This is a genomic window from Alteromonas sp. W364, from assembly GCF_031846205.1.
Lineage (GTDB): Bacteria > Pseudomonadota > Gammaproteobacteria > Enterobacterales > Alteromonadaceae > Glaciecola > Glaciecola blandensis.
Window position 1 is genome coordinate 282,592 of the sequence record NZ_JAVRID010000003.1, and the last position, 17,560, is coordinate 300,151.

General features: G+C 42.3%; 22 protein-coding genes. 17 read left to right on the plus strand and 5 right to left on the minus strand.

Translation table 11 applies throughout. The annotated features are described in order from the left end of the window. The first annotated feature begins 331 nt into the window (after window positions 1–331). From RM556_RS06595 to RM556_RS06625, 7 genes are all read left to right on the plus strand, one after another. Window positions 332–1,210, plus strand: a complete 879-nt coding sequence (locus RM556_RS06595) for an NAD(P)-dependent oxidoreductase (RefSeq protein ID WP_311360820.1) — start codon at window positions 332–334, stop codon at window positions 1,208–1,210. Window positions 1,211–1,351: 141 nt separating this feature from the next. Beyond that, window positions 1,352–1,696: a cupin domain-containing protein gene (locus tag RM556_RS06600; protein ID WP_311360819.1), complete on the plus strand. Its 345-nt coding sequence runs from the start codon at window positions 1,352–1,354 to the stop codon at window positions 1,694–1,696. A gap of 191 nt (window positions 1,697–1,887) precedes the next feature. Continuing rightward, complete coding sequence (locus tag RM556_RS06605) at window positions 1,888–2,223, plus strand: metalloregulator ArsR/SmtB family transcription factor (protein ID WP_311374285.1); 336 nt, start codon at window positions 1,888–1,890, stop codon at window positions 2,221–2,223. Window positions 2,224–2,239: 16 nt separating this feature from the next. Then, on the plus strand, window positions 2,240–2,710 hold the full coding sequence (locus RM556_RS06610) for an arsenate reductase ArsC (RefSeq protein ID WP_311374196.1): 471 nt from the start codon (window positions 2,240–2,242) through the stop codon (window positions 2,708–2,710). A gap of 20 nt (window positions 2,711–2,730) precedes the next feature. Next, window positions 2,731–3,429, plus strand: a complete 699-nt coding sequence (gene arsH, locus RM556_RS06615) for an arsenical resistance protein ArsH (RefSeq protein ID WP_311361337.1) — start codon at window positions 2,731–2,733, stop codon at window positions 3,427–3,429. 9 nt (window positions 3,430–3,438) lie between these two features. After that, window positions 3,439–4,464: an ACR3 family arsenite efflux transporter gene (arsB, locus tag RM556_RS06620; RefSeq protein WP_311374197.1), complete on the plus strand. Its 1,026-nt coding sequence runs from the start codon at window positions 3,439–3,441 to the stop codon at window positions 4,462–4,464. A 135-nt stretch (window positions 4,465–4,599) separates the two neighbouring features. Then, on the plus strand, window positions 4,600–5,178 hold the full coding sequence (locus tag RM556_RS06625) for a carbonic anhydrase (protein WP_311360816.1): 579 nt from the start codon (window positions 4,600–4,602) through the stop codon (window positions 5,176–5,178). 105 nt (window positions 5,179–5,283) lie between these two features. On the opposite strand, the gene RM556_RS06630 is transcribed toward RM556_RS06625, so the two are convergent. Beyond that, entirely contained in the window at window positions 5,284–6,693 is a 1,410-nt protein-coding gene (locus tag RM556_RS06630; RefSeq protein WP_311374198.1) for a DUF2130 domain-containing protein, read from the minus strand. A 307-nt stretch (window positions 6,694–7,000) separates the two neighbouring features. Here RM556_RS06630 and RM556_RS06635 point away from each other — a divergent pair, with 307 nt between their 5' ends. The 10 genes from RM556_RS06635 (at window position 7,001) to RM556_RS06680 (ending at window position 13,771) form a co-directional block, all read left to right on the plus strand. Then, window positions 7,001–7,177, plus strand: coding sequence for a DUF1328 domain-containing protein (locus RM556_RS06635; RefSeq protein WP_311360814.1), 177 nt, complete (start codon window positions 7,001–7,003; stop codon window positions 7,175–7,177). Window positions 7,178–7,226: 49 nt separating this feature from the next. Further along, window positions 7,227–7,424, plus strand: coding sequence for a hypothetical protein (locus RM556_RS06640; protein ID WP_409220060.1), 198 nt, complete (start codon window positions 7,227–7,229; stop codon window positions 7,422–7,424). A 132-nt stretch (window positions 7,425–7,556) separates the two neighbouring features. Then, complete coding sequence (locus RM556_RS06645; protein WP_311374199.1) at window positions 7,557–7,928, plus strand: hypothetical protein; 372 nt, start codon at window positions 7,557–7,559, stop codon at window positions 7,926–7,928. Between the two features lie 70 nt (window positions 7,929–7,998). Further along, window positions 7,999–9,396, plus strand: a complete 1,398-nt coding sequence (locus RM556_RS06650; RefSeq protein WP_311360812.1) for a DUF2254 domain-containing protein — start codon at window positions 7,999–8,001, stop codon at window positions 9,394–9,396. 164 nt (window positions 9,397–9,560) lie between these two features. Continuing rightward, window positions 9,561–10,898 carry an NADP-specific glutamate dehydrogenase gene (gene gdhA, locus RM556_RS06655; protein ID WP_311374200.1) on the plus strand — a complete coding sequence of 446 codons (1,338 nt, stop codon included), beginning with the start codon at window positions 9,561–9,563 and terminating at the stop codon, window positions 10,896–10,898. Between the two features lie 20 nt (window positions 10,899–10,918). Then, window positions 10,919–11,347, plus strand: coding sequence for a hemerythrin domain-containing protein (locus RM556_RS06660; protein ID WP_311360810.1), 429 nt, complete (start codon window positions 10,919–10,921; stop codon window positions 11,345–11,347). Between the two features lie 12 nt (window positions 11,348–11,359). After that, window positions 11,360–11,578, plus strand: coding sequence for a DUF2945 domain-containing protein (locus RM556_RS06665; protein WP_311360809.1), 219 nt, complete (start codon window positions 11,360–11,362; stop codon window positions 11,576–11,578). A gap of 42 nt (window positions 11,579–11,620) precedes the next feature. Further along, window positions 11,621–12,085, plus strand: coding sequence for a pyridoxamine 5'-phosphate oxidase family protein (locus RM556_RS06670; RefSeq protein ID WP_311374201.1), 465 nt, complete (start codon window positions 11,621–11,623; stop codon window positions 12,083–12,085). Window positions 12,086–12,130: 45 nt separating this feature from the next. Beyond that, entirely contained in the window at window positions 12,131–12,289 is a 159-nt protein-coding gene (locus tag RM556_RS06675) for a YqaE/Pmp3 family membrane protein (RefSeq protein WP_311360807.1), read from the plus strand. 363 nt (window positions 12,290–12,652) lie between these two features. Next, on the plus strand, window positions 12,653–13,771 hold the full coding sequence (locus tag RM556_RS06680) for a hypothetical protein (protein WP_311374202.1): 1,119 nt from the start codon (window positions 12,653–12,655) through the stop codon (window positions 13,769–13,771). A gap of 15 nt (window positions 13,772–13,786) precedes the next feature. Here RM556_RS06680 and RM556_RS06685 read toward each other — a convergent pair whose 3' ends face one another. From RM556_RS06685 to RM556_RS06700, 4 genes are all read right to left on the minus strand, one after another. Beyond that, entirely contained in the window at window positions 13,787–14,293 is a 507-nt protein-coding gene (locus RM556_RS06685) for a hypothetical protein (protein WP_311374203.1), read from the minus strand. A gap of 103 nt (window positions 14,294–14,396) precedes the next feature. Next, the gene (locus RM556_RS06690; protein WP_311374204.1) at window positions 14,397–14,942 is read right to left on the minus strand and encodes a BON domain-containing protein; all 546 of its coding nucleotides are present in this window, start codon (window positions 14,940–14,942) and stop codon (window positions 14,397–14,399) included. A gap of 193 nt (window positions 14,943–15,135) precedes the next feature. Next, the gene (locus tag RM556_RS06695; RefSeq protein ID WP_311374205.1) at window positions 15,136–17,073 is read right to left on the minus strand and encodes a response regulator; all 1,938 of its coding nucleotides are present in this window, start codon (window positions 17,071–17,073) and stop codon (window positions 15,136–15,138) included. Between the two features lie 12 nt (window positions 17,074–17,085). Then, window positions 17,086–17,547 carry a response regulator gene (locus tag RM556_RS06700; RefSeq protein WP_311374286.1) on the minus strand — a complete coding sequence of 154 codons (462 nt, stop codon included), beginning with the start codon at window positions 17,545–17,547 and terminating at the stop codon, window positions 17,086–17,088. Window positions 17,548–17,560: the final 13 nt, after the last annotated feature.

Sequence of the window (17,560 nt, forward strand, 5' to 3'; positions counted from 1 at the left end):
AAAAAATTGAGAGGTCAAGGATAAACGCTATATTCATTACAATCAATAAAATTGGGGCTCACAAGCCAAGTAAGGCACTTTCATTGTGACTTAAAACACTTTTCGAAAAAACAAAACCAGATATGGTTATCCAATTTAAACTAAATTGGTTGACAATTTAAAAGCAGATTGGTTAGTATGTGACTTTAAAGATAGAGATGTAAACAAGACTTTAATAAAGCGTTGCAAACTCATTAACTGGAAACAGCTGGCTTTTACTACTAATGCATCGCAAAACGCTTGCACTAATTAGTACTCAGATAGATATACACTACAATTTTAGGAGTTAGATATGACAAAACCTACCATAGGTTTCATCGGCCTTGGCCTTATGGGTAGCAACATGGTTGAGAACCTTCAAAAGAAGGGTTTCGAACCAATTGTAATGGATCTCAATAAAGATGCTGTTGCTGCTGTGGTTGCCCGCGGTGCGAAAGAAGCATCATCAGCGGCTGAATTAGCAGCTGCTAGTGACATCATTATGTTGTGTCTAACAACTTCAAATGTTGTAGAAAGCCTAGTCTACGCAGACAACGGTATTTTAGCTGGTATTAAAGAGGGTGCTGTCCTTGTTGATTTCGGTACTTCAATTCCAGCATCTACGCGTAAAATTGGCGCAGACCTAGCTAAGAAAGGCGCTGGCATGATTGACGCACCTCTGGGTCGCACACCAGCCCACGCAAAAGATGGCCTACTAAACATTATGGCGTCTGGCGATCAAGCGACGTTTGATAAAGTGAAGCCTGTACTAGAAATGCAAGGCGAGAACGTCTTTTACTTAGGTGCTTTAGGTGCCGGTCATACCACGAAACTGATTAACAACTTCATGGGAATGACTACCGTTGCTGCTATGTCACAGGCATTCGCTGTAGCAGAGCTTGCTGGTGTAGATCGTCAACAACTCTTTGATATTATGTCTACTGGCCCGTCTAACTCTCCATTCATGCAGTTCTGTAAGAACTACGCCGTAGATGGCGTTAGCGATTTAGGTTTCTCGATTGGTAACGCGAATAAAGATTTAGGTTACTTCTTGGAAATGGTGAAAGACTTAGGTACTCGCGCAGAAATTGCAGAAGGTACGTCTGCTAACTTACAAGCAGCATTTGATGCTGGTATGGCAAATGGTAACGTTCCTGAGATTTACGATTACTTCCTTCAACTGAAGAAGTAAAACAGGGATCTATTGGTCTAACAATTTGGTCGACAAGCAGTGCAGCGTTCTGCTTATTAGTCGACCTATTGGTAAAATACATCGAGTTTAGTTTTGACGAATCAAACGACTAAACCGATAAAACCGAAAAGAGGATTTCTTATGAGTCAAAGCGAACATTTTTCTTTTGGCAACGAAACCGAAATAGAAGACATCGGTGGCGGTCTAAAGCGCCAAATGCTTGGATACAACCACGAATTAATGGCAGTTAAAATTTGGTTTGATAAGGGCGCTGAGGGATATGTGCATGCTCACCGTCATTCGCAAGTTTCTTACGTAGTGGAAGGTGAATTTCACGTCAATGTAGATGGCGTGATTAAAGTACTCAAAGCGGGAGATAGCTTTTTCGTTCCACCACACGTAGATCATGGCGCAGTTTGCCCAACGGGTGGCATTTTGATTGATACATTCAGTCCTGCTCGTGAAGACTTTGTTGACGATTTATAAAGTTTAGCTACACGGTGGCTTGGACGTTCCCTGCTCAACGCCACCTTTTTTTCTTTTCTAACTCCATCACTCCAGCTGTTTCATTTTTCGTACTCAAAGCTTGTCCCACCAACGAAACACTTTACTTACATACAGTCACATGCGATATTTCACATATGTTATTTTCCACATATATTTCTGACATATAAATGATGAATCCTTGTACATTCTTTAAATGCTTATCAGACGATACGAGATTGAAGTCACTCCTGTTAATTGCAGAAGCGGGTGAAGCTTGTGTTTGTGATCTGATGGAAGCACTCGATTTAGATCAGCCCAAAACATCTCGTCACCTCGCGCAATTACGTAAGTGCGGCATTCTACTCGACGAAAGGCGGGGAAAATGGGTGTTTTATAAGCTTCATCACGAACTCCCTGCATGGGCGCGCGACGTTATTGTCAATGCAGCACAGAATAATAGTTCATACTTTGAGACGGCACTACAAAAGTTGGTCGCTTCAAAATCTTCAAGCCTAAAATGTTGCTAATGAGAGGCCAACTCAAATGAAAATTCTTTATATTTGTACTCACAATCGCTGCAGAAGTATTTTGTCTGAAGCAATCAGCAATCAACTTGCTGGTGATGTAATCGAAGCGAAAAGTGCAGGAAGTCAACCTGCTGGCGTGGTTCACCCTTTATCACTGAAATACCTTGTTAAAACCGGGCATTCTATTGAAGGTTTACATAGCCAATCATGGGATGATTTTGAAGATTTTCAGCCGGATATTGTGATTACCGTCTGTGATTCTGCCGCAGGTGAAACATGTCCGGTTTATTTCGGTGCTAGCCTAAAGGTGCATTGGGGGCTAAGCGATCCTTCAAAAATAGACGGGGATGATGCTCAACTTGAAGCCGCCTTTTTATCCTGTATTGAAGAAATATCATCCCGAGTGACGAAGTTAAAAGTTATTGCTGAACAAGGCCTAGATAGAGTGTCTCTTAAACGAGCGCTGGCTGAACTAGGAGCGCACTAATGGCAATAGAAAACTGGAACATGCCAAACCTGGATCAAGCCATGCTTGAGGTGCCTGCTCCTGACAAGATGCAAATAAACACGACAGCGCACAAACCTAAGATACTGTTGCTATATGGCTCATTGCGAGCGCGTTCATTTAGCCGTTTGGTGATTGAAGAAAGTGCTCGCCTATTAAATGCTTTTGGAGCAGAGACGCGCATTTTTAACCCCGAAGGTCTTCCACAACCAGATACTAACGACGGCTCTCACCCAAAAGTAAAAGAGTTGCATGAGTTAATGATGTGGTCAGAAGGACAAGTATGGTGCTCGCCCGAGCGTCATGGCTCTATGACCGGTATCTTCAAAAGCCAGATTGACTGGGTACCTTTGAATATGGGTGGCGTGCGTCCTACACAAGGGAAAACACTGGCTATCATGCAAGTGTGCGGCGGGTCTCAGTCATTCAATGCGGTTAATCAAATGCGAATTTTGGGACGATGGATGAGAATGGTCACTATTCCAAATCAGTCTTCAGTCGCAAAAGCATTTTTAGAATTTGACGATGATGGTCGAATGAAACCCTCTCCTTATTACAATCGCATAGTCGATGTAATGGAAGAGTTGATGAAATTCACACTTCTTCTTCGAGATAATAAGGACCACTTTGTGGATCGTTATTCAGAGCGTGTTGAAACTGCCGAACAAGTCAGCCAACGCGTTAATCAAAAATCAATTTAAGGCATAGCTATGGGTTTATTTGAAAGGTATTTGTCGGTCTGGGTTGGTCTCGCCATCATTGTTGGTATTGTTGCAGGGAGCTTCATGCCAGGTTTTTTTACTGTCGTCTCAGAGCTCGAATTTGCGCATGTAAACATTGTGATTGCCGTACTTATCTGGCTGATGATTTATCCTATGATGGTGCAGATAGACTTCTCATCACTTAAAGACGTGGGTAAAAAACCGAAAGGCCTTGCACTCACTTTAGTGATAAATTGGATGATCAAGCCTTTCACCATGGCCTTTCTTGGCTGGTTGTTCTTCAAGGTATTATTTGCAGATTGGGTCGATCCTGAAACCGCAACCGAGTATATCGCGGGGATGATTTTGCTGGGTGTTGCCCCCTGCACTGCCATGGTTTTTGTGTGGAGCCAAATGACGAAAGGAGATGCAAACTATACCTTGGTGCAAGTGTCGATAAACGACATCATCATGATATTTGCCTTTGCCCCCATTGCTGGCTTATTACTTGGCGTAACTGATATCACCGTGCCTTGGGACACCTTAGTGTTGTCGGTAGTTTTGTACGTTTTAGTTCCGTTATTAGCCGGCGCGATTACGCGTAAAAAATTGGACAAGAAGGGCGACCTGTCCAGAGTCGATTCATTTCTTGCGATAATGAAACCGTGGTCGATACTTGGCTTATTGGCAACCGTCACACTTTTATTTGGCTTTCAAGCTGATACGATTTTATCGAAACCTGAAGCAATCGTTTTAATCGCAATTCCTTTACTCATTCAAACGTACGGAATATTTGCGATTGCTTATTGGTTGGCCAAGCGATTGAAGTTACCTCATAACGTTGCAGCTCCTGCTTGTATGATAGGAACATCAAATTTCTTTGAACTCGCCGTTGCCGTTGCAATTTCACTATTCGGTCTACATTCGGGTGCCGCTCTTGCCACCGTTGTCGGTGTATTAGTAGAAGTACCGGTGATGCTTTCACTCGTTTGGTTTGCTAACCGCACGCAACATTGGTTCAAGCCTGAGCAGTAATGAAGGTTGGTGTCACATATTGCCGCTATAACCATAATAACTTTGAAATAACAAATCGCTCTTTTTATTTAATAGCGCTAACAATCAACCACGCTCTATACTCAGGTACTTACTTTCAAAAACGAGTACCTATATATGAGCACAATTAAATCAGAAGTCTTAGCTGCAAATGCAGAATATGCTGAAAACTTCGGTGACAAAGCAGACTTAGCATTACCACCAGCAAGAGGTTTTGCCATTTTAACATGCATGGATGCGCGTCTTGATCCAGCCAAATATGCTGGCTTGGCTGAAGGTGATGCGCATGTAATAAGAAATGCTGGAGGGCGAGCCAGCGACGATGCTATCCGTTCCTTAGTCATTTCACATAAACTTTTAGGTACAAACGAATGGTTTGTGATTCACCATACCGATTGCGGCATGGAGTTGTTTGATAGCAATATCATGGGTGATTTATTAGAAGACAGCTTAGCGACAGCTACGGTAGATGAAAACGGCTGGCGCAATCAACAAACCGAAGGTGGCAGCACTGACGGTAAATATATTAACTGGCTCACATTTAAGGACAATGCAAAAAGCGTAGTTGAAGATGTTCAGCGCATACGTTCAAGTAATTTGGTCCCCAATAACATTCCAGTGTATGGCTATATTTATGATTGCAAAACCGGAAAGTTAGTTGAAGTCCCTGAAGCGACTGAGATTGGTAAAGTCTAACCTTGTGATTATAAAAAGCTCACGCCGAGCTTAGAGCAATTAGATTGTGGCCATTAGATACGGCAAGCAATAATGCTGGGTGCCGTATCTATAAGTCAACGTTATCTATCCCTTGTCCTTGGTTTCGCCATCCTCAATTTCAGCAAACTTAGCAGCCATCGTAGGGTTGCGACGCGTCAGCTTCTTGATAGTCACATCTTGCGACTTATCATTCGCCAAGCGCAAGTTTCTATCTGTGCTCAGTAGCGCGTCTTTGGTTTTTTGCAAATGATTAATCGATTTATCAATTTCATCAATGGCGGTTTGAAATTTTCTGTTCGCCAGCTCATAGTTTTTTGCAAAGGCCGACTTAAATTTTTCTAAGTCTTCCTCGAAGTTTGTAATATCAACGCTTTGTTCGCGCACTAAGGCAAGCTCCTTCTTGTATTCCAAGGATTTCATTGCTGCATTTCGAAGAAGCGTAATAATTGGAATGAAGAACTGAGGGCGAACCACATACATCTTAGGATAGCGATGGAATACGTCGACAATACCTGTATTGTAAAGGTCATTTTCTGGCTCCAATAATGAAACCAAAATAGCATACTCGCATCCCTTCTCATTTCTGTCCTTATCCAACTCTTTGAAGAAATCTTCGTTCTTTTTCTTCGTCGCTGTAGTATCGCTTTCGTTTTTCATTTCAAACATGACAGAAACAATTTCAGTGCCTTCTTCGTCTGAGTCACGAAAAATATAGTCTCCTTTACTACCAGAGCTTGCGTCGTTGTCTTTCTCAAAATAAGCACGAGGGAATGCGGTTGAGCGGATTCGATTAAACTCCGTTTCACAATGGATTTCGAGGGACTCACCTACCATTTTCGTCGACAAGCGCGCCTTCATATCCTTAAGACGTTCAATAGCTTCATCTCGGTCTTTTATTTGTGTTTCATATTTATCAGTAAGCGACTTTTCTGCTAACTGCTTCTCTAAGGCAGCATGCTGTAAACCACTTTTAAGCTCGTCACGTTCTTTCTCAACCTGGCTAACAGCGGTCGTAATAGCGACTTTTTGCTCCAATTGAATGGAGTTAAGTTGAGTACGTAAGTTGTCGATTTCTTTATCTTTGGTAGAAAGGACTTCTTTCAACTCACTTTGCAACTTCAGGTTCGCCAGTTCTAACGCCGCTTCTTTATCTCGTTTTGCCTGCTCAAGATTATTCGCAAGTGCATCACGCTCTTTTTTAATAGACTCAAGCGCTTCACTGACCGCGAGCTTTTTGCTGACTTCTACATTACCTAGCTCGGCTTTCAATGCCTGTATTTCAGACTCTTTAGCAGCGGTGTTTTTCTGTATTTCGCTACTCGCCTGGCTCTTAGCCAGCTCTAAGGCGTTCACTTTGTCTTTTTCTGCTAGCGCCAAGCGCTCATGTAACTGATGCTCGAACTCTTCATCCCTCACTTGCTTGAGGATGTCAGCATAGGAAGTTTCATCAACCTTAAACGCCTTTTGACAGTGCGGGCACTTTATTTCATGCATGGTGTGTTCTCTTAGGTTTTCATCTCACTTTAATCAGTAAGACATCTGATTCATCTGCTATTAGTGTAAAGCTTTAGTTAAGCAAAAACCCAGCATTATTTACTATTGAGTAAGATGTTCCACTTAAGTGTGTAAAAATTTCCATGTTCGCTGCACGAAAGCTTAACTAAAAAAATATAATCTAACATTTTCAATGCCTTATCTATTGGCATCTATTGTGCAAACTCAAGAGTAACAATCACCGAAATCAGGAGTCGCATTGATGTGTTCAGCATCTTTGCAGTGACAATCAAAAAAGGAGAAAGCCATGTTAAGTTGGGCAATTACATTTTTTATTATCGCAATTATCGCGGCACTATTTGGATTTACGGGTATTGCAGGAGCTGCGACAGGAATAGCAAAAATTCTATTCTTTGTATTTATCGTACTCTTAGTCATTTCATTGGTCGCAGGAGCTTTGAAAGGTAAGAAGCCTCAAGTCTAGCTAGACTAAGGTCATTCAATTTATCAACACATTAAAAAAAGGAATCATTATGACAAACTCAATGAAAAAATTTGGCACTGCAGCATTAGCAATTTTCTTCGCCATGGGCTTAAGCGCATGTTCAGAAGGCCCAGCAGAAGAAGCGGGCGAGAATATAGACGAAATTGTTGAGGATGCAGGTAACGCAGTGGAAGATGCGTGTGAAGACGCAAAAGAAGCAACAGACGCAAAAGATAAAGACTGCTAAATCTAAAAAGCGAGTACACAAAGTCAATGCCGCTGCCTGAACGTAGCGGCATTTTTGTTAGCAGTCACTCAGTTTTATGGCTTAGCTGAGAATAGGGCTATTTATTACTAGTCCTCACCCTTAGGAGATATCATGAAAAACATTAAGAAAACGATGAGAACAGCAACACAGTTACTATCAGTAGCAGTAATCTGTACATTTTTTGGCTACACTTCAGTAGCGATGGCTTCAACTAAAGACGAGATAAAAGTTGACGTTGATACGCCAGACAAAGTGTTACTAGAGGACAAAAACCTCGAAAAAATGTTTAAGGTTAAAAAACCAAGTGAGACCCTTGCCATGACGATTGAAGGGGTAAAACATGAGATTGAAATTAAGCTCGATGGCGAAACGACGCGCCTGATTATTCCAGCTTCAAGCAGCGGTAAAGCTGAAGAAATACGTAAAACATATCAAGCAATGGCAAAAACCGATAAGGTCGTCACTGAAATTGCAAAACAATAAAGTGATTTGATTTTGAAAAAGTAACAAGCGCCCCAGGGATGCTATCACTGGGGCTTTTTAAGGAAAAAGCATGAGTTTTTTTGAATCAATTGTGACAGGCCCCAAGAAGTTGAGCGTGAAACTAAAGAAAACCGCCATTCAGGTGAGCGGAAGTTTTTGGTTCGCTCCTCTTATGATGGTTTTTGTTGCGATATTTTTTGGTTTACTCCTCAGCCCGTTTTCCTCTACAGACCTCAGGATACTCAATCTGCTAAAGATTAATGATGTTACTGCCAGTCAAGGAATGAGCAACTTAGTCGCGTCATCGACAATATCCGTGATCAGTATTGCATTCTCTATGACCTTGGTTGCGCTCGTCATGGCATCCGGTCAATTTGGCCCCCGCATTATTCGAAGCTTTATGGAAAGTAAGAAAACCCAGTTCACGCTTGGCTTATTTACCTCTACATTCGTCTACAGTGTGATTGTTTACACCAAGTTAAATACACAAAACAAGCAATTATTCGAGCAGGCTCACAGTACAGAAGCCTACTTAGGCTATCCGGTTGCAGTGGTGTTTATCAGTGCCATTTTATGTGTTGTCACCCTCATTTTCTTTATCCATCATGTGGCCAGCTCGATTCAAGCGGATAACGTTGTGGAAACGATTGCTAAATCACTCATGGCAGATATGAAGGCCCTCCAACAACACCATGACAGTAGCCAAGCAAATAACAATATGGCCTACAAACTAGGGTCGAATGAAGCCAAACCAACTTTGAGCGAATACTCTGAAAAGTACCAGATTCGCGCATCGCTACCCGGCTATGTTCAAGCTATTGAATATGGTGCATTGGTGCAGCTCGCCAAAAAGTCTAAGGGCTTTATTGAGCTGAATTCAAGGGCAGGAAAATATCTCATCAATGGAGCGTCAATAGCGACTTTATATACTAACGACCCAGACATTAACTTGGAAGAATACACACAGTCGCGCTTTTTGGAGATAGGTGACAAACGCACGCCACTGCAAGATCCAGAATATGCGATAAGTCAACTGGTTGAAATCGCCTTGCGAGCACTCTCACCAAGCATGGATGACCCGCATACTGCAAAAAACTGTATTGATAAAATTGCTTGTGCATTAGGCACATTCACTGTGAGCAATTTACCTTCCAATTTAATGCTCGATACCGATGATAATGCAAGACTAGTCACTTGTGACGAATCATTTGCAGAGATTTTTGCCAATGCCTTCACACAAATTAGGCAATCGGCAGTGCAACGCCCGGCGGTTGTTTGTCATCTACTAGACACTTTTCACGCCTTAATTGAAGCGAGTGAAAATCCAGAGCATTTAATTGCTCCTATTAAGACTCAGGCCATGGCACTTAAAAAGTTGTTCAGCCATCAAAGTCAATTACACTGCGAGCTTGATTTGACTGCAATTAACCAGCGTCTGCGTAAATTAGGTATCAGCGATATTGACTAAAAGAGCCTATGTAAAAATTTCATAGGTTCTGTACTTCTTACCAAAACACCCGCCTGATTATTTTCAATATATTATTTTTACCAATAAAATCATAACGATAGAAAAATAAAACGAATGGCATGTATATTGAAACACCTCCGTTAATGACTAATTTCGGAGTACACATGTCTCTACACACAGATACCTTATCTTGGCTTGGTCAACATACTCAACATGAAGTGGAATACCGCCAAGCTTTAGAAGAAAGCTTTCAACACATTGTTCCTATCGTGAATGCCAATGAAGACTATAAAAAGCATAATGTCTTGCAGCGTTTAATTACGCCCGACAGAGTGCTTCAGTTCAAGGTTGAATGGGAAGACGACACTGGTACTTGTAGAGTAAATCAGGGTTACCGTGTTCAACACAGCAACATATTGGGGCCCTACAAAGGGGGTACTCGTTTCCATCCAAGTGTTAACACGTCTGTGCTCAAATTTTTAGCATATGAGCAAAGCTTTAAGAACGCGCTCACCGGACTCGCTTTAGGTGCGGGTAAAGGCGGTGCTGACTTCGATCCAAAAACTGCATCAAAGAGTGAAATTAGACGATTTTGCAAAGCTTACATGCGCGCATTGCAACCCTATATCGGTGCTAATAGCGACGTGCCTGCCGGTGACATTAACGTGTCGGACACCGAGCTTGGCTATATGTTCGGTGAATATTTGAAGAATCAAAAGTCTTTTGACGGCGTGTTGTCAGGCAAGCCAATTCAGCTAGGCGGGAGCGAGTATCGCGTTCAAGCAACCGGCTCTGGTGTCATTTTCTTTACAGAAGAAGTATTGCAGAGTCACTCGAACGCTTTAGAAGATCAAACTATTTGTATTTCTGGCGCAGGTAATGTTGGTTTGCACGCGGCCCTAAAAGCAATTGAGAAAAAGGCAAAGGTGAAAACACTGTCGAATAGCCGAGGCTTTTTATTAAATGAAAAAGGTATCTCTGCATCTGATATTCGCTGGCTTTTGACCGAAGGGCAAAACGCAGAAAACGCATTGTCGGCATTGGCTGATGAGAGCGAAGCTGAATTTATTAAAGACCAAAGCCCTTGGTGCATCGACAGCACTATCGCGATGCCCTGCGCTACTCAAAACGAAGTTGACGAACAAGAAGCAAAAGACATTGTAAATCATGGTGCTCTATTCGTCGTTGAAGGAGCCAACATGCCATGCACACAAAAGGCTGTTCAGTATTTTAAGCAGCATAAGATCACGTTCGTGCCTGGTAAAGCAGCGAATGCCGGCGGGGTTATTTTATCCGGCTTTGAAATGCAGCAGAACGCTGCTATGCGCTATCAATCTGAGCAAACTCTAGAAGAAGAGCTCAAGGCAGCAATGAAAAATATCCATGAGCAATGCGTTCAAGAAGGCAAAGATTCCGATAGTGACATTATAGATTATGAACGAGGTGCGAATGTTGCCGCATTTCGAAAGTTAGCGAATGCAATTGTCGCAACAGCATATTAGAGAAGGATTAGGAGAAGTATATGAAGATTTTTGAAGCCTTAAGAAAGGACCATGATAAACAGCGTGCTTTAGTGAAATTACTGCTAGATACACAAGGTGATTCAGAGGTTCGTCAGACCTACTATCAGCAGTTGAAAAAAGAGTTAGCCTTGCACGCAAAAGCAGAAGAAAGGCACTTTTATGCGCCTCTTATGCAAGCAGATTCAACAATCAAAATGTCACGCCATGGTGTTGCAGAGCACCATCAAATGGATAAGTTAGTCGCAGAGCTTGATAACACTGACATGTCTACTCCTCAGTGGTTAGCTGGCTTTAAAAAGCTAGCAGATAAAATTGAGCATCATTTAGCCGAAGAAGAGCAAGAGTTCTTCCAGCAAGCGGGTAAAACACTCAGTGACGAAGAAAAAACAAAGCTAGCGAAAGAATACCAGCAAGAAATGGATGCATAAGGAGGAACGGCAATGAAACATTTTCAGACCAACACACTGGTGACATGGGATTGGGGAAATGGCACCGCAGAGGGATATATTCGAGAGAAATTTACCGACAAGGTCAGCAAAACCTTAAAAGGAAGCGAGGTTACTCGTAACGCTAGCGAAGATGATCCGGCCTATTTAATAGAACAAAGTGACGGCGACAAAGTGCTGAAATCTCATAGTGAAATAAAACCAAGTAGTTAAATTTTTAAACGCAATTCATTCAAATGCGAAACTGGAGGAAATATGACTAGCAAATTAGTAGAACAAATGTGGGGAGCAATTTCGGATAGCCCATACGTGATGGTTGGATTAAATAAAAATGCTGAACATCCCGAACCGATGAGAGCGTTGTTAGATAGAAACGCAGATAACGCTTTCTGGTTTTATACATCTAAGGACAATCGCGTAGCAGAAGGTGGGAAGGCAACAATCACGTTTTCCAGCAAAAATCACGATATGTTCGCCAGCTTCAGTGGCCATTTAGTTCATGAGTCCGACGACGATCTCGTTGATAAATACTGGAGCAAACAAGTAGAAGCCTGGTTTGAAGAAGGCAAGCAAGATCCCAGTTTGGTGATGCTGCGCTTTGAATTAGATTGCGCAGAAATATGGTCAATTGACCCAACATTACGCGGGCTGATCAAACTTGCTACTGGCGCTACCATCAAGTCGGGTGAAGTTGGCGAGAATATTAAAATCGATTACTAATTTAGAGAAAGAACAAGAACTTCTAAACTAACAAGAGGAAATATCATGGACTTTATACGTGTTTTATTATCTGTATTACTGCCACCGATTGGCGTGTTTTTGCAAGTCGGCCTAACAGGTCAGTTCTTTTTAAACATCTTACTGACAATTTTAGGTTATATACCCGGCGTCGTGCATGCGGTCTGGATAATTGCAAAACGGTAACGCGGACTAGCCATCCCAACAACCTCGTCATCCCCACGTCAACGTCATCCCCACAAGCTCGTCATCCCCGCAAACCCGTCATCCCCACGAAAGTGGGGATCTACCTTAGTCTCCATTTCTAGTAACGCCATTTTTACCGTCATCCCCACGAAGGTGGGGAGGAAGAAATATCATGGACTAGTCATTGCCGCGAAGGCGGTAACCTAAAATCGGGATTCGCTCCTTCGAGGTAATGACGGGGTAGAGCAAAAACCGAATAAAACAACTTGAAACAAATAAGTGTTAGCACTCGTTTGCATTTATCGTTATGTTTACAACAATAAGGTTAAGCAAGCACTGGAAGCATAAACAGGATAGGGAATCATGCATCATCATTTCAGAAACGTTTTATTAGTTATCTTCATAGCAATGCTATCGGCCTGCTCAATCCATATTGGGCACAGACACATGATCTACGATGATGATTTTTTCTTTGAGTTGAAAGCACCAAATAAAGCATCTCGCAATGCGCTAAGCTTTAATGATGATGAAACCGATATTGAAGTACTCCCAGAATCTATTAGCTTAGTTATTGGAGATTTAGTATTAGGGCAAAAGCGCCGACTCCAAATAGAGAACGTTTCGGGGAAGGTCGAATACGAATATCGAGTCAACGGGAAGGTCAGCGCTTATAACAGTGACGCCCAACTATGGTTTGCATCTCAGGTACCAAGAATTCTTCGTGAAACTGGCATAAATAAAACTGAACGTATTCAGCGTATCTATCAGGCTAATGGGGCAGTTGCGTTAATCAACGAAATAGCGCTCATTGAAAGTGACTCTAGTAAAGGTGCTTATTTGTTGGAAACCATACAAACAATAAAGCTTGAAAGTAGCGAAATATCCGCATTGATTAGTCTCAGCAGTACGATCGAGTCTGACGCGACTCTTAGTGCCATTTTGCAAGCCGCAGTAGACAGCGCGACATCGGAAATTGATGTAAATGCCGTTTTACAACCAGCTAAAACAATCGAATCTGACGCTAGCCTCAGTTCATTGTTGGGCAATCTGCCAAGCGAACAGCTCGGCACACACTCAGTCCAAAAAACGTTTTTTAATCTTGCCCAAACGATCGAGTCTGATAGCTTACTCAGTGACGTATTTGTCAAGCAAGTGGCCAATATGACGGTCGCGAGTGAATCTACCGATGCTATGCTAAACAGCTTGAATAGCATTCAAAGTGATTATCAAATGCGTGAGGCTATGACTGCTCTTGCTAAATCATCAAACCACGAACGCCACTTGGTCGATTTAGTAAAGCTCGCACAAAATGAAATTCATTCAGATTACGAACTTGCTTCCCTTCTGCTTCAAATTATCGATGAAAATGAGATCTCACAAGAGCTGCAGGAACAGGTTTATACAGCAGCAAATTCAATTGATAGCGACTATGAGAGAAGCAGGGTGTTAAATCGCTTGATTGATATAGTAATAAGTCAGTAAACACGGCCGTTAGTTTTAGAGAGTTTGCTTAATTGTCTCTATTATGTCGTCTTTTGATGCCTGTGCTTTTTCGGTATCTACCACTAAGGTCCATTTGTTTTCACCCTTCGCTTCTATTGTTGCCTGGTTAATTCTATCTCTTTCAGGCTTCAGGCTGCGGAGGCCACCGACGAAGACACCAATAAAAATACCTGGGCTGACAAATGCCATAAATGTAAATAAGGGATTATTGGCAAATAACGAAGGACCAAACTCAACTAGCAGTAAGGCAATCAACATACCCAGCAAAAAGCTAGCAATGGCATACAAGAAGTGAGCTGACAGCATTTGCTTGCCAATCGGCGCGCTTCTTCCTTCGAGTTTCTCGGCTGTTTTTCTTTCTTTAGGTCCTATTACGTGTAGCACTTGAGGATTCAAATTTAATTCCTCTCTTAGCTTCTTTTTCGCTCGGTGCGCGTTCGTTTCTTCGTCATAAATTGCTGCAATTCGCTCGTCGAAACGTTGGTTAATAAGTTCTGCCATCTTGGCCTCCCTTGGATTTTTAAAAGAATAAAAAAGGGCCTTCTCCTCAAAGGCAGGCCCTTTATACATTTAATTAAAAGTAAGTATTCACTTTTGATTCGATTTATTCGGCATCAATTTTGATATTGTCTTTCACCGACTTCACGTCCGCCGTATTTTCAGCAATCGTGATGGCTAAATCGCGCTCTGCTTCGGAACTTAATTCACCGTTCAACGTAACGACTCTATCATCTACATCAACGTCGATCGCTGTGCCACTCACTTCCGATTCAAATAACAAACGGCTCGTGATGACAGTGCTAATTTTTGCGTCTTTAAAATTGTTGGCGATTTCGCTGTCATCTTTCATATCTTTGTTGATCACCGTTAAACGGTTTTCCACATCACTCACGCCATCGATACCTAAAATTAGCTCCTCGGCTAACTCACGCTCAATTTTATTATCGACACTACCGCTTAGCGTCACAATGCCGTCTTGAACGTCAGTGTTAATGTCGAATGAATCTAAATTGCCGTTGAATAAAATGGTCGCTTCCGCTTTCCCATCAATCCAAGCATCCATTGATTCTTTTTCCCACTTGTTCGCGGCAATTGCGCTTGTTGAAAATAAAGCAGTTACTAATGCAGCTGGTAATAATATGCGTTTCATATTTTTCTCCTTGTGTATCGTAAAAGTATCTTACTTCACTTGCGTTAATGCCAAGTTCATACCAAGATTTAAAGCATTGGTTTATATAGCTTTTATCTAAATGATTAGCGTAAAAATAAACATCATGGTGTAAGACTTACAGAGTTTAGGTAGTTTTTACCCAATATATATGAGGTACAACGCTAGCGAATGCTTAGCTAAGGAGTGACGCTAATTCATCTTTGTTGATTGGCTTAACAAGTTGCTTTGTGATGGGAAAGGACTGACTTAAAGAGGGGTCTGGCTGATTGCCACTGAGAATGCTCACAGCACCTGACACTGGTTGAGCAAAGAAAGCAGCCAAAAACGCTTCGCCAGCCAAATCTGGTAGCCCCAAATCGAGAATATGATGCTGAATATTACTATTTGAGCGTACTGTATCGATGGCACTTTGCGCATTGGTGCTAATGAGCACATTACACGAGAGTTGCTCAAGCATCATTTGCATAATCATGGCATTATCCGCATCGTCTTCGACAACATGCACCACTGTCAGCGTTGACTCCGATGATTGAGGTTTTTCCGCCCGCATTAGCAATTCACTCAACAAGCGCCATAATAATTTTTTATTCAATGGTTTAGCGATTAGCTTGTCAAAGCCAGCAGCGAGTAACTCGTGCTCCATACCCTTGTTAATCGCGGCAGTCATCGCAACAATGTTCAGTTCTTGATAATCTGCTTTCAGCTTGTCACTGGCTTCGCTGCCAGTCATGATTGGCATGTGTAAGTCCATGAAAACAATCTGAAACGGAGAGCCTTGCGAGGCTGCCTGTGAAACCTTCTCAATCGCTTCTTGGCCATTGCTCGCATATTCTACTTCTACACCGGTGTCTTTAATAAAATAGCCCGCTAATTGGCGTATCTCAAGTACGTCATCAACCACTAACACTTTGCCGTGCAATGCGGGTGCAGGTTGTTTTTTGACTATACTAGCGTCTTGTTCCAAATTGAATTGAACGAGTTCGTGGTCACGCTCTAGCCCTTTGCAGGGCAATGTTAGGGTGAATTCAGAGCCTTTGCCTAATGCAGACACCACCTGAAAGTGGCCGCCCATGTGCTTGACTATCTCTGACGAAATAGACAAACCTAAGCCAGCCCCACCGGCCTTTCGATTTGCAACATCTTCCAATTGGGTAAAAGGAGAAAAGATTGTTTTCACCTGTTCTGGTGACATGCCTATGCCGGTGTCTTTAACAGCAATTTTGAGTGCGGCCTCCGGACCCTCTTGATAAGCAAAAGTCGCTATGACTTCACCTGTGTCTGTAAACTTGATCGCATTGCTAAGCAAATTGAGGAGCACCTGACGAAAACGAACATCATCTATTATTAAGTCTTTTGGCAAAGTCGTTTCGCAGACAAAACGCAAATTCAGCCCTTTCTCTATCGCATTCATCGAAACCAATGAATTCAACTCAATTAAGGTTTGCTCTAGGTTAACCCTCTCCTCTTTCAGCTCAAACTTGTTGGCCGCGATCTTCGAGAGATCCAGTACATCGTTCAATAGGTTAAGCAAATGCTTACCGTTATTAGAGATAATGCCGAGTTCTTGATGAAAGTCGCTTGCCTTTGCGTTATCCAAAAGCAAGGATGTATAGCCTAAGATGGAGGTTAACGGTGTACGAAGCTCATGGCTCAAATGGGCAATAAATTTATCCTTGGCCACATTTTCTGCTTCTGTTTTTTTACCCAAGGTTCGAGCGAATTCGAGGGCTTTCCGTGTTACTGCATATTGCACTGACTTTTCGAAAACATCATCATCAATTGCAGACTTCATTACGAAATCTTGCGCCCCTTGCTTGATCGCGTTTTCAGCTACCACACTGTCATCTTGCCCAGTCAGCATGATAATTGGGGTGGCTAACTCTGCTTTAGAAACCGCCTCTAAGACCTCAATTCCTTCATAGCCCGCTAGGCGATAGTCAAGAATGCATAAATAAAATGTGCGCTCTTTTAAATATTGAATCGCCTCTGATTTTTCGTAGCAAACAACAAATGAGCAATCATCACCAAAAATATCGCGCAGGCGATCTTCAATGAGCAAACAGTCATCTTCATCATCATCAATTATTAAAACAGGCTTGATGCTATTCATTGTCGGTTGAGACTAGTGTCTAACCATCATCGGTACTGAGGCGCAATCGAACCAATAGTCGTTAAACTGCTTCATCATAGTGACCATGCTGGAAAATTCCGTCGGTTTAATCATGTAGGAAGAGGCGCCTAAGCCATAACCATCATTAATATCTTCAACTTCGGCGCTAGTAGAAAGAATAACGACTGGGATGGTCGCGAGAGTCTTATCAGCCTTAAGTTGCTTGAGTGTTTCTCTGCCATCCATGACCGGCATATTTAAGTCCAACAGAATCACGCTAGGAAGCTCGGCTGGCGCTTTGCCAGTGAACGCCCCCTCACAACGCAGGTAATCCAATAGCTCTTGGCCGTCAGCAACGGTAAAACAACTGTATTTTGAGCCTGCAGCTTCCATTGCGTCTTTTGCTAACAAACGATCGTCTTCATCGTCATCAGCCATAAGAATAACGGTGGGTTCATCTATTTTTGTACTCATCGACATACCACGC

Coding starts and splice junctions, on each gene's coding strand:
- RM556_RS06640 (WP_409220060.1), top strand. CDS start 7,227: ATGACAAACTCAATGAAAAAATTTGGCACTGCAGCATTAGCAATTTTC.
- RM556_RS06630 (WP_311374198.1), bottom strand. CDS start 6,693: ATGCATGAAATAAAGTGCCCGCACTGTCAAAAGGCGTTTAAGGTTGAT.
- arsB (WP_311374197.1), top strand. CDS start 3,439: ATGGGTTTATTTGAAAGGTATTTGTCGGTCTGGGTTGGTCTCGCCATC.
- gdhA (WP_311374200.1), top strand. CDS start 9,561: ATGTCTCTACACACAGATACCTTATCTTGGCTTGGTCAACATACTCAA.
- RM556_RS06665 (WP_311360809.1), top strand. CDS start 11,360: ATGAAACATTTTCAGACCAACACACTGGTGACATGGGATTGGGGAAAT.
- RM556_RS06685 (WP_311374203.1), bottom strand. CDS start 14,293: ATGGCAGAACTTATTAACCAACGTTTCGACGAGCGAATTGCAGCAATT.
- RM556_RS06660 (WP_311360810.1), top strand. CDS start 10,919: ATGAAGATTTTTGAAGCCTTAAGAAAGGACCATGATAAACAGCGTGCT.
- RM556_RS06605 (WP_311374285.1), top strand. CDS start 1,888: ATGAATCCTTGTACATTCTTTAAATGCTTATCAGACGATACGAGATTG.
- RM556_RS06610 (WP_311374196.1), top strand. CDS start 2,240: ATGAAAATTCTTTATATTTGTACTCACAATCGCTGCAGAAGTATTTTG.
- RM556_RS06700 (WP_311374286.1), bottom strand. CDS start 17,547: ATGAGTACAAAAATAGATGAACCCACCGTTATTCTTATGGCTGATGAC.
- RM556_RS06595 (WP_311360820.1), top strand. CDS start 332: ATGACAAAACCTACCATAGGTTTCATCGGCCTTGGCCTTATGGGTAGC.
- RM556_RS06695 (WP_311374205.1), bottom strand. CDS start 17,073: ATGAATAGCATCAAGCCTGTTTTAATAATTGATGATGATGAAGATGAC.
- RM556_RS06635 (WP_311360814.1), top strand. CDS start 7,001: ATGTTAAGTTGGGCAATTACATTTTTTATTATCGCAATTATCGCGGCA.
- RM556_RS06675 (WP_311360807.1), top strand. CDS start 12,131: ATGGACTTTATACGTGTTTTATTATCTGTATTACTGCCACCGATTGGC.
- RM556_RS06625 (WP_311360816.1), top strand. CDS start 4,600: ATGAGCACAATTAAATCAGAAGTCTTAGCTGCAAATGCAGAATATGCT.
- RM556_RS06645 (WP_311374199.1), top strand. CDS start 7,557: ATGAAAAACATTAAGAAAACGATGAGAACAGCAACACAGTTACTATCA.
- RM556_RS06690 (WP_311374204.1), bottom strand. CDS start 14,942: ATGAAACGCATATTATTACCAGCTGCATTAGTAACTGCTTTATTTTCA.
- RM556_RS06650 (WP_311360812.1), top strand. CDS start 7,999: ATGAGTTTTTTTGAATCAATTGTGACAGGCCCCAAGAAGTTGAGCGTG.
- RM556_RS06680 (WP_311374202.1), top strand. CDS start 12,653: ATGCATCATCATTTCAGAAACGTTTTATTAGTTATCTTCATAGCAATG.
- arsH (WP_311361337.1), top strand. CDS start 2,731: ATGCCAAACCTGGATCAAGCCATGCTTGAGGTGCCTGCTCCTGACAAG.
- RM556_RS06600 (WP_311360819.1), top strand. CDS start 1,352: ATGAGTCAAAGCGAACATTTTTCTTTTGGCAACGAAACCGAAATAGAA.
- RM556_RS06670 (WP_311374201.1), top strand. CDS start 11,621: ATGACTAGCAAATTAGTAGAACAAATGTGGGGAGCAATTTCGGATAGC.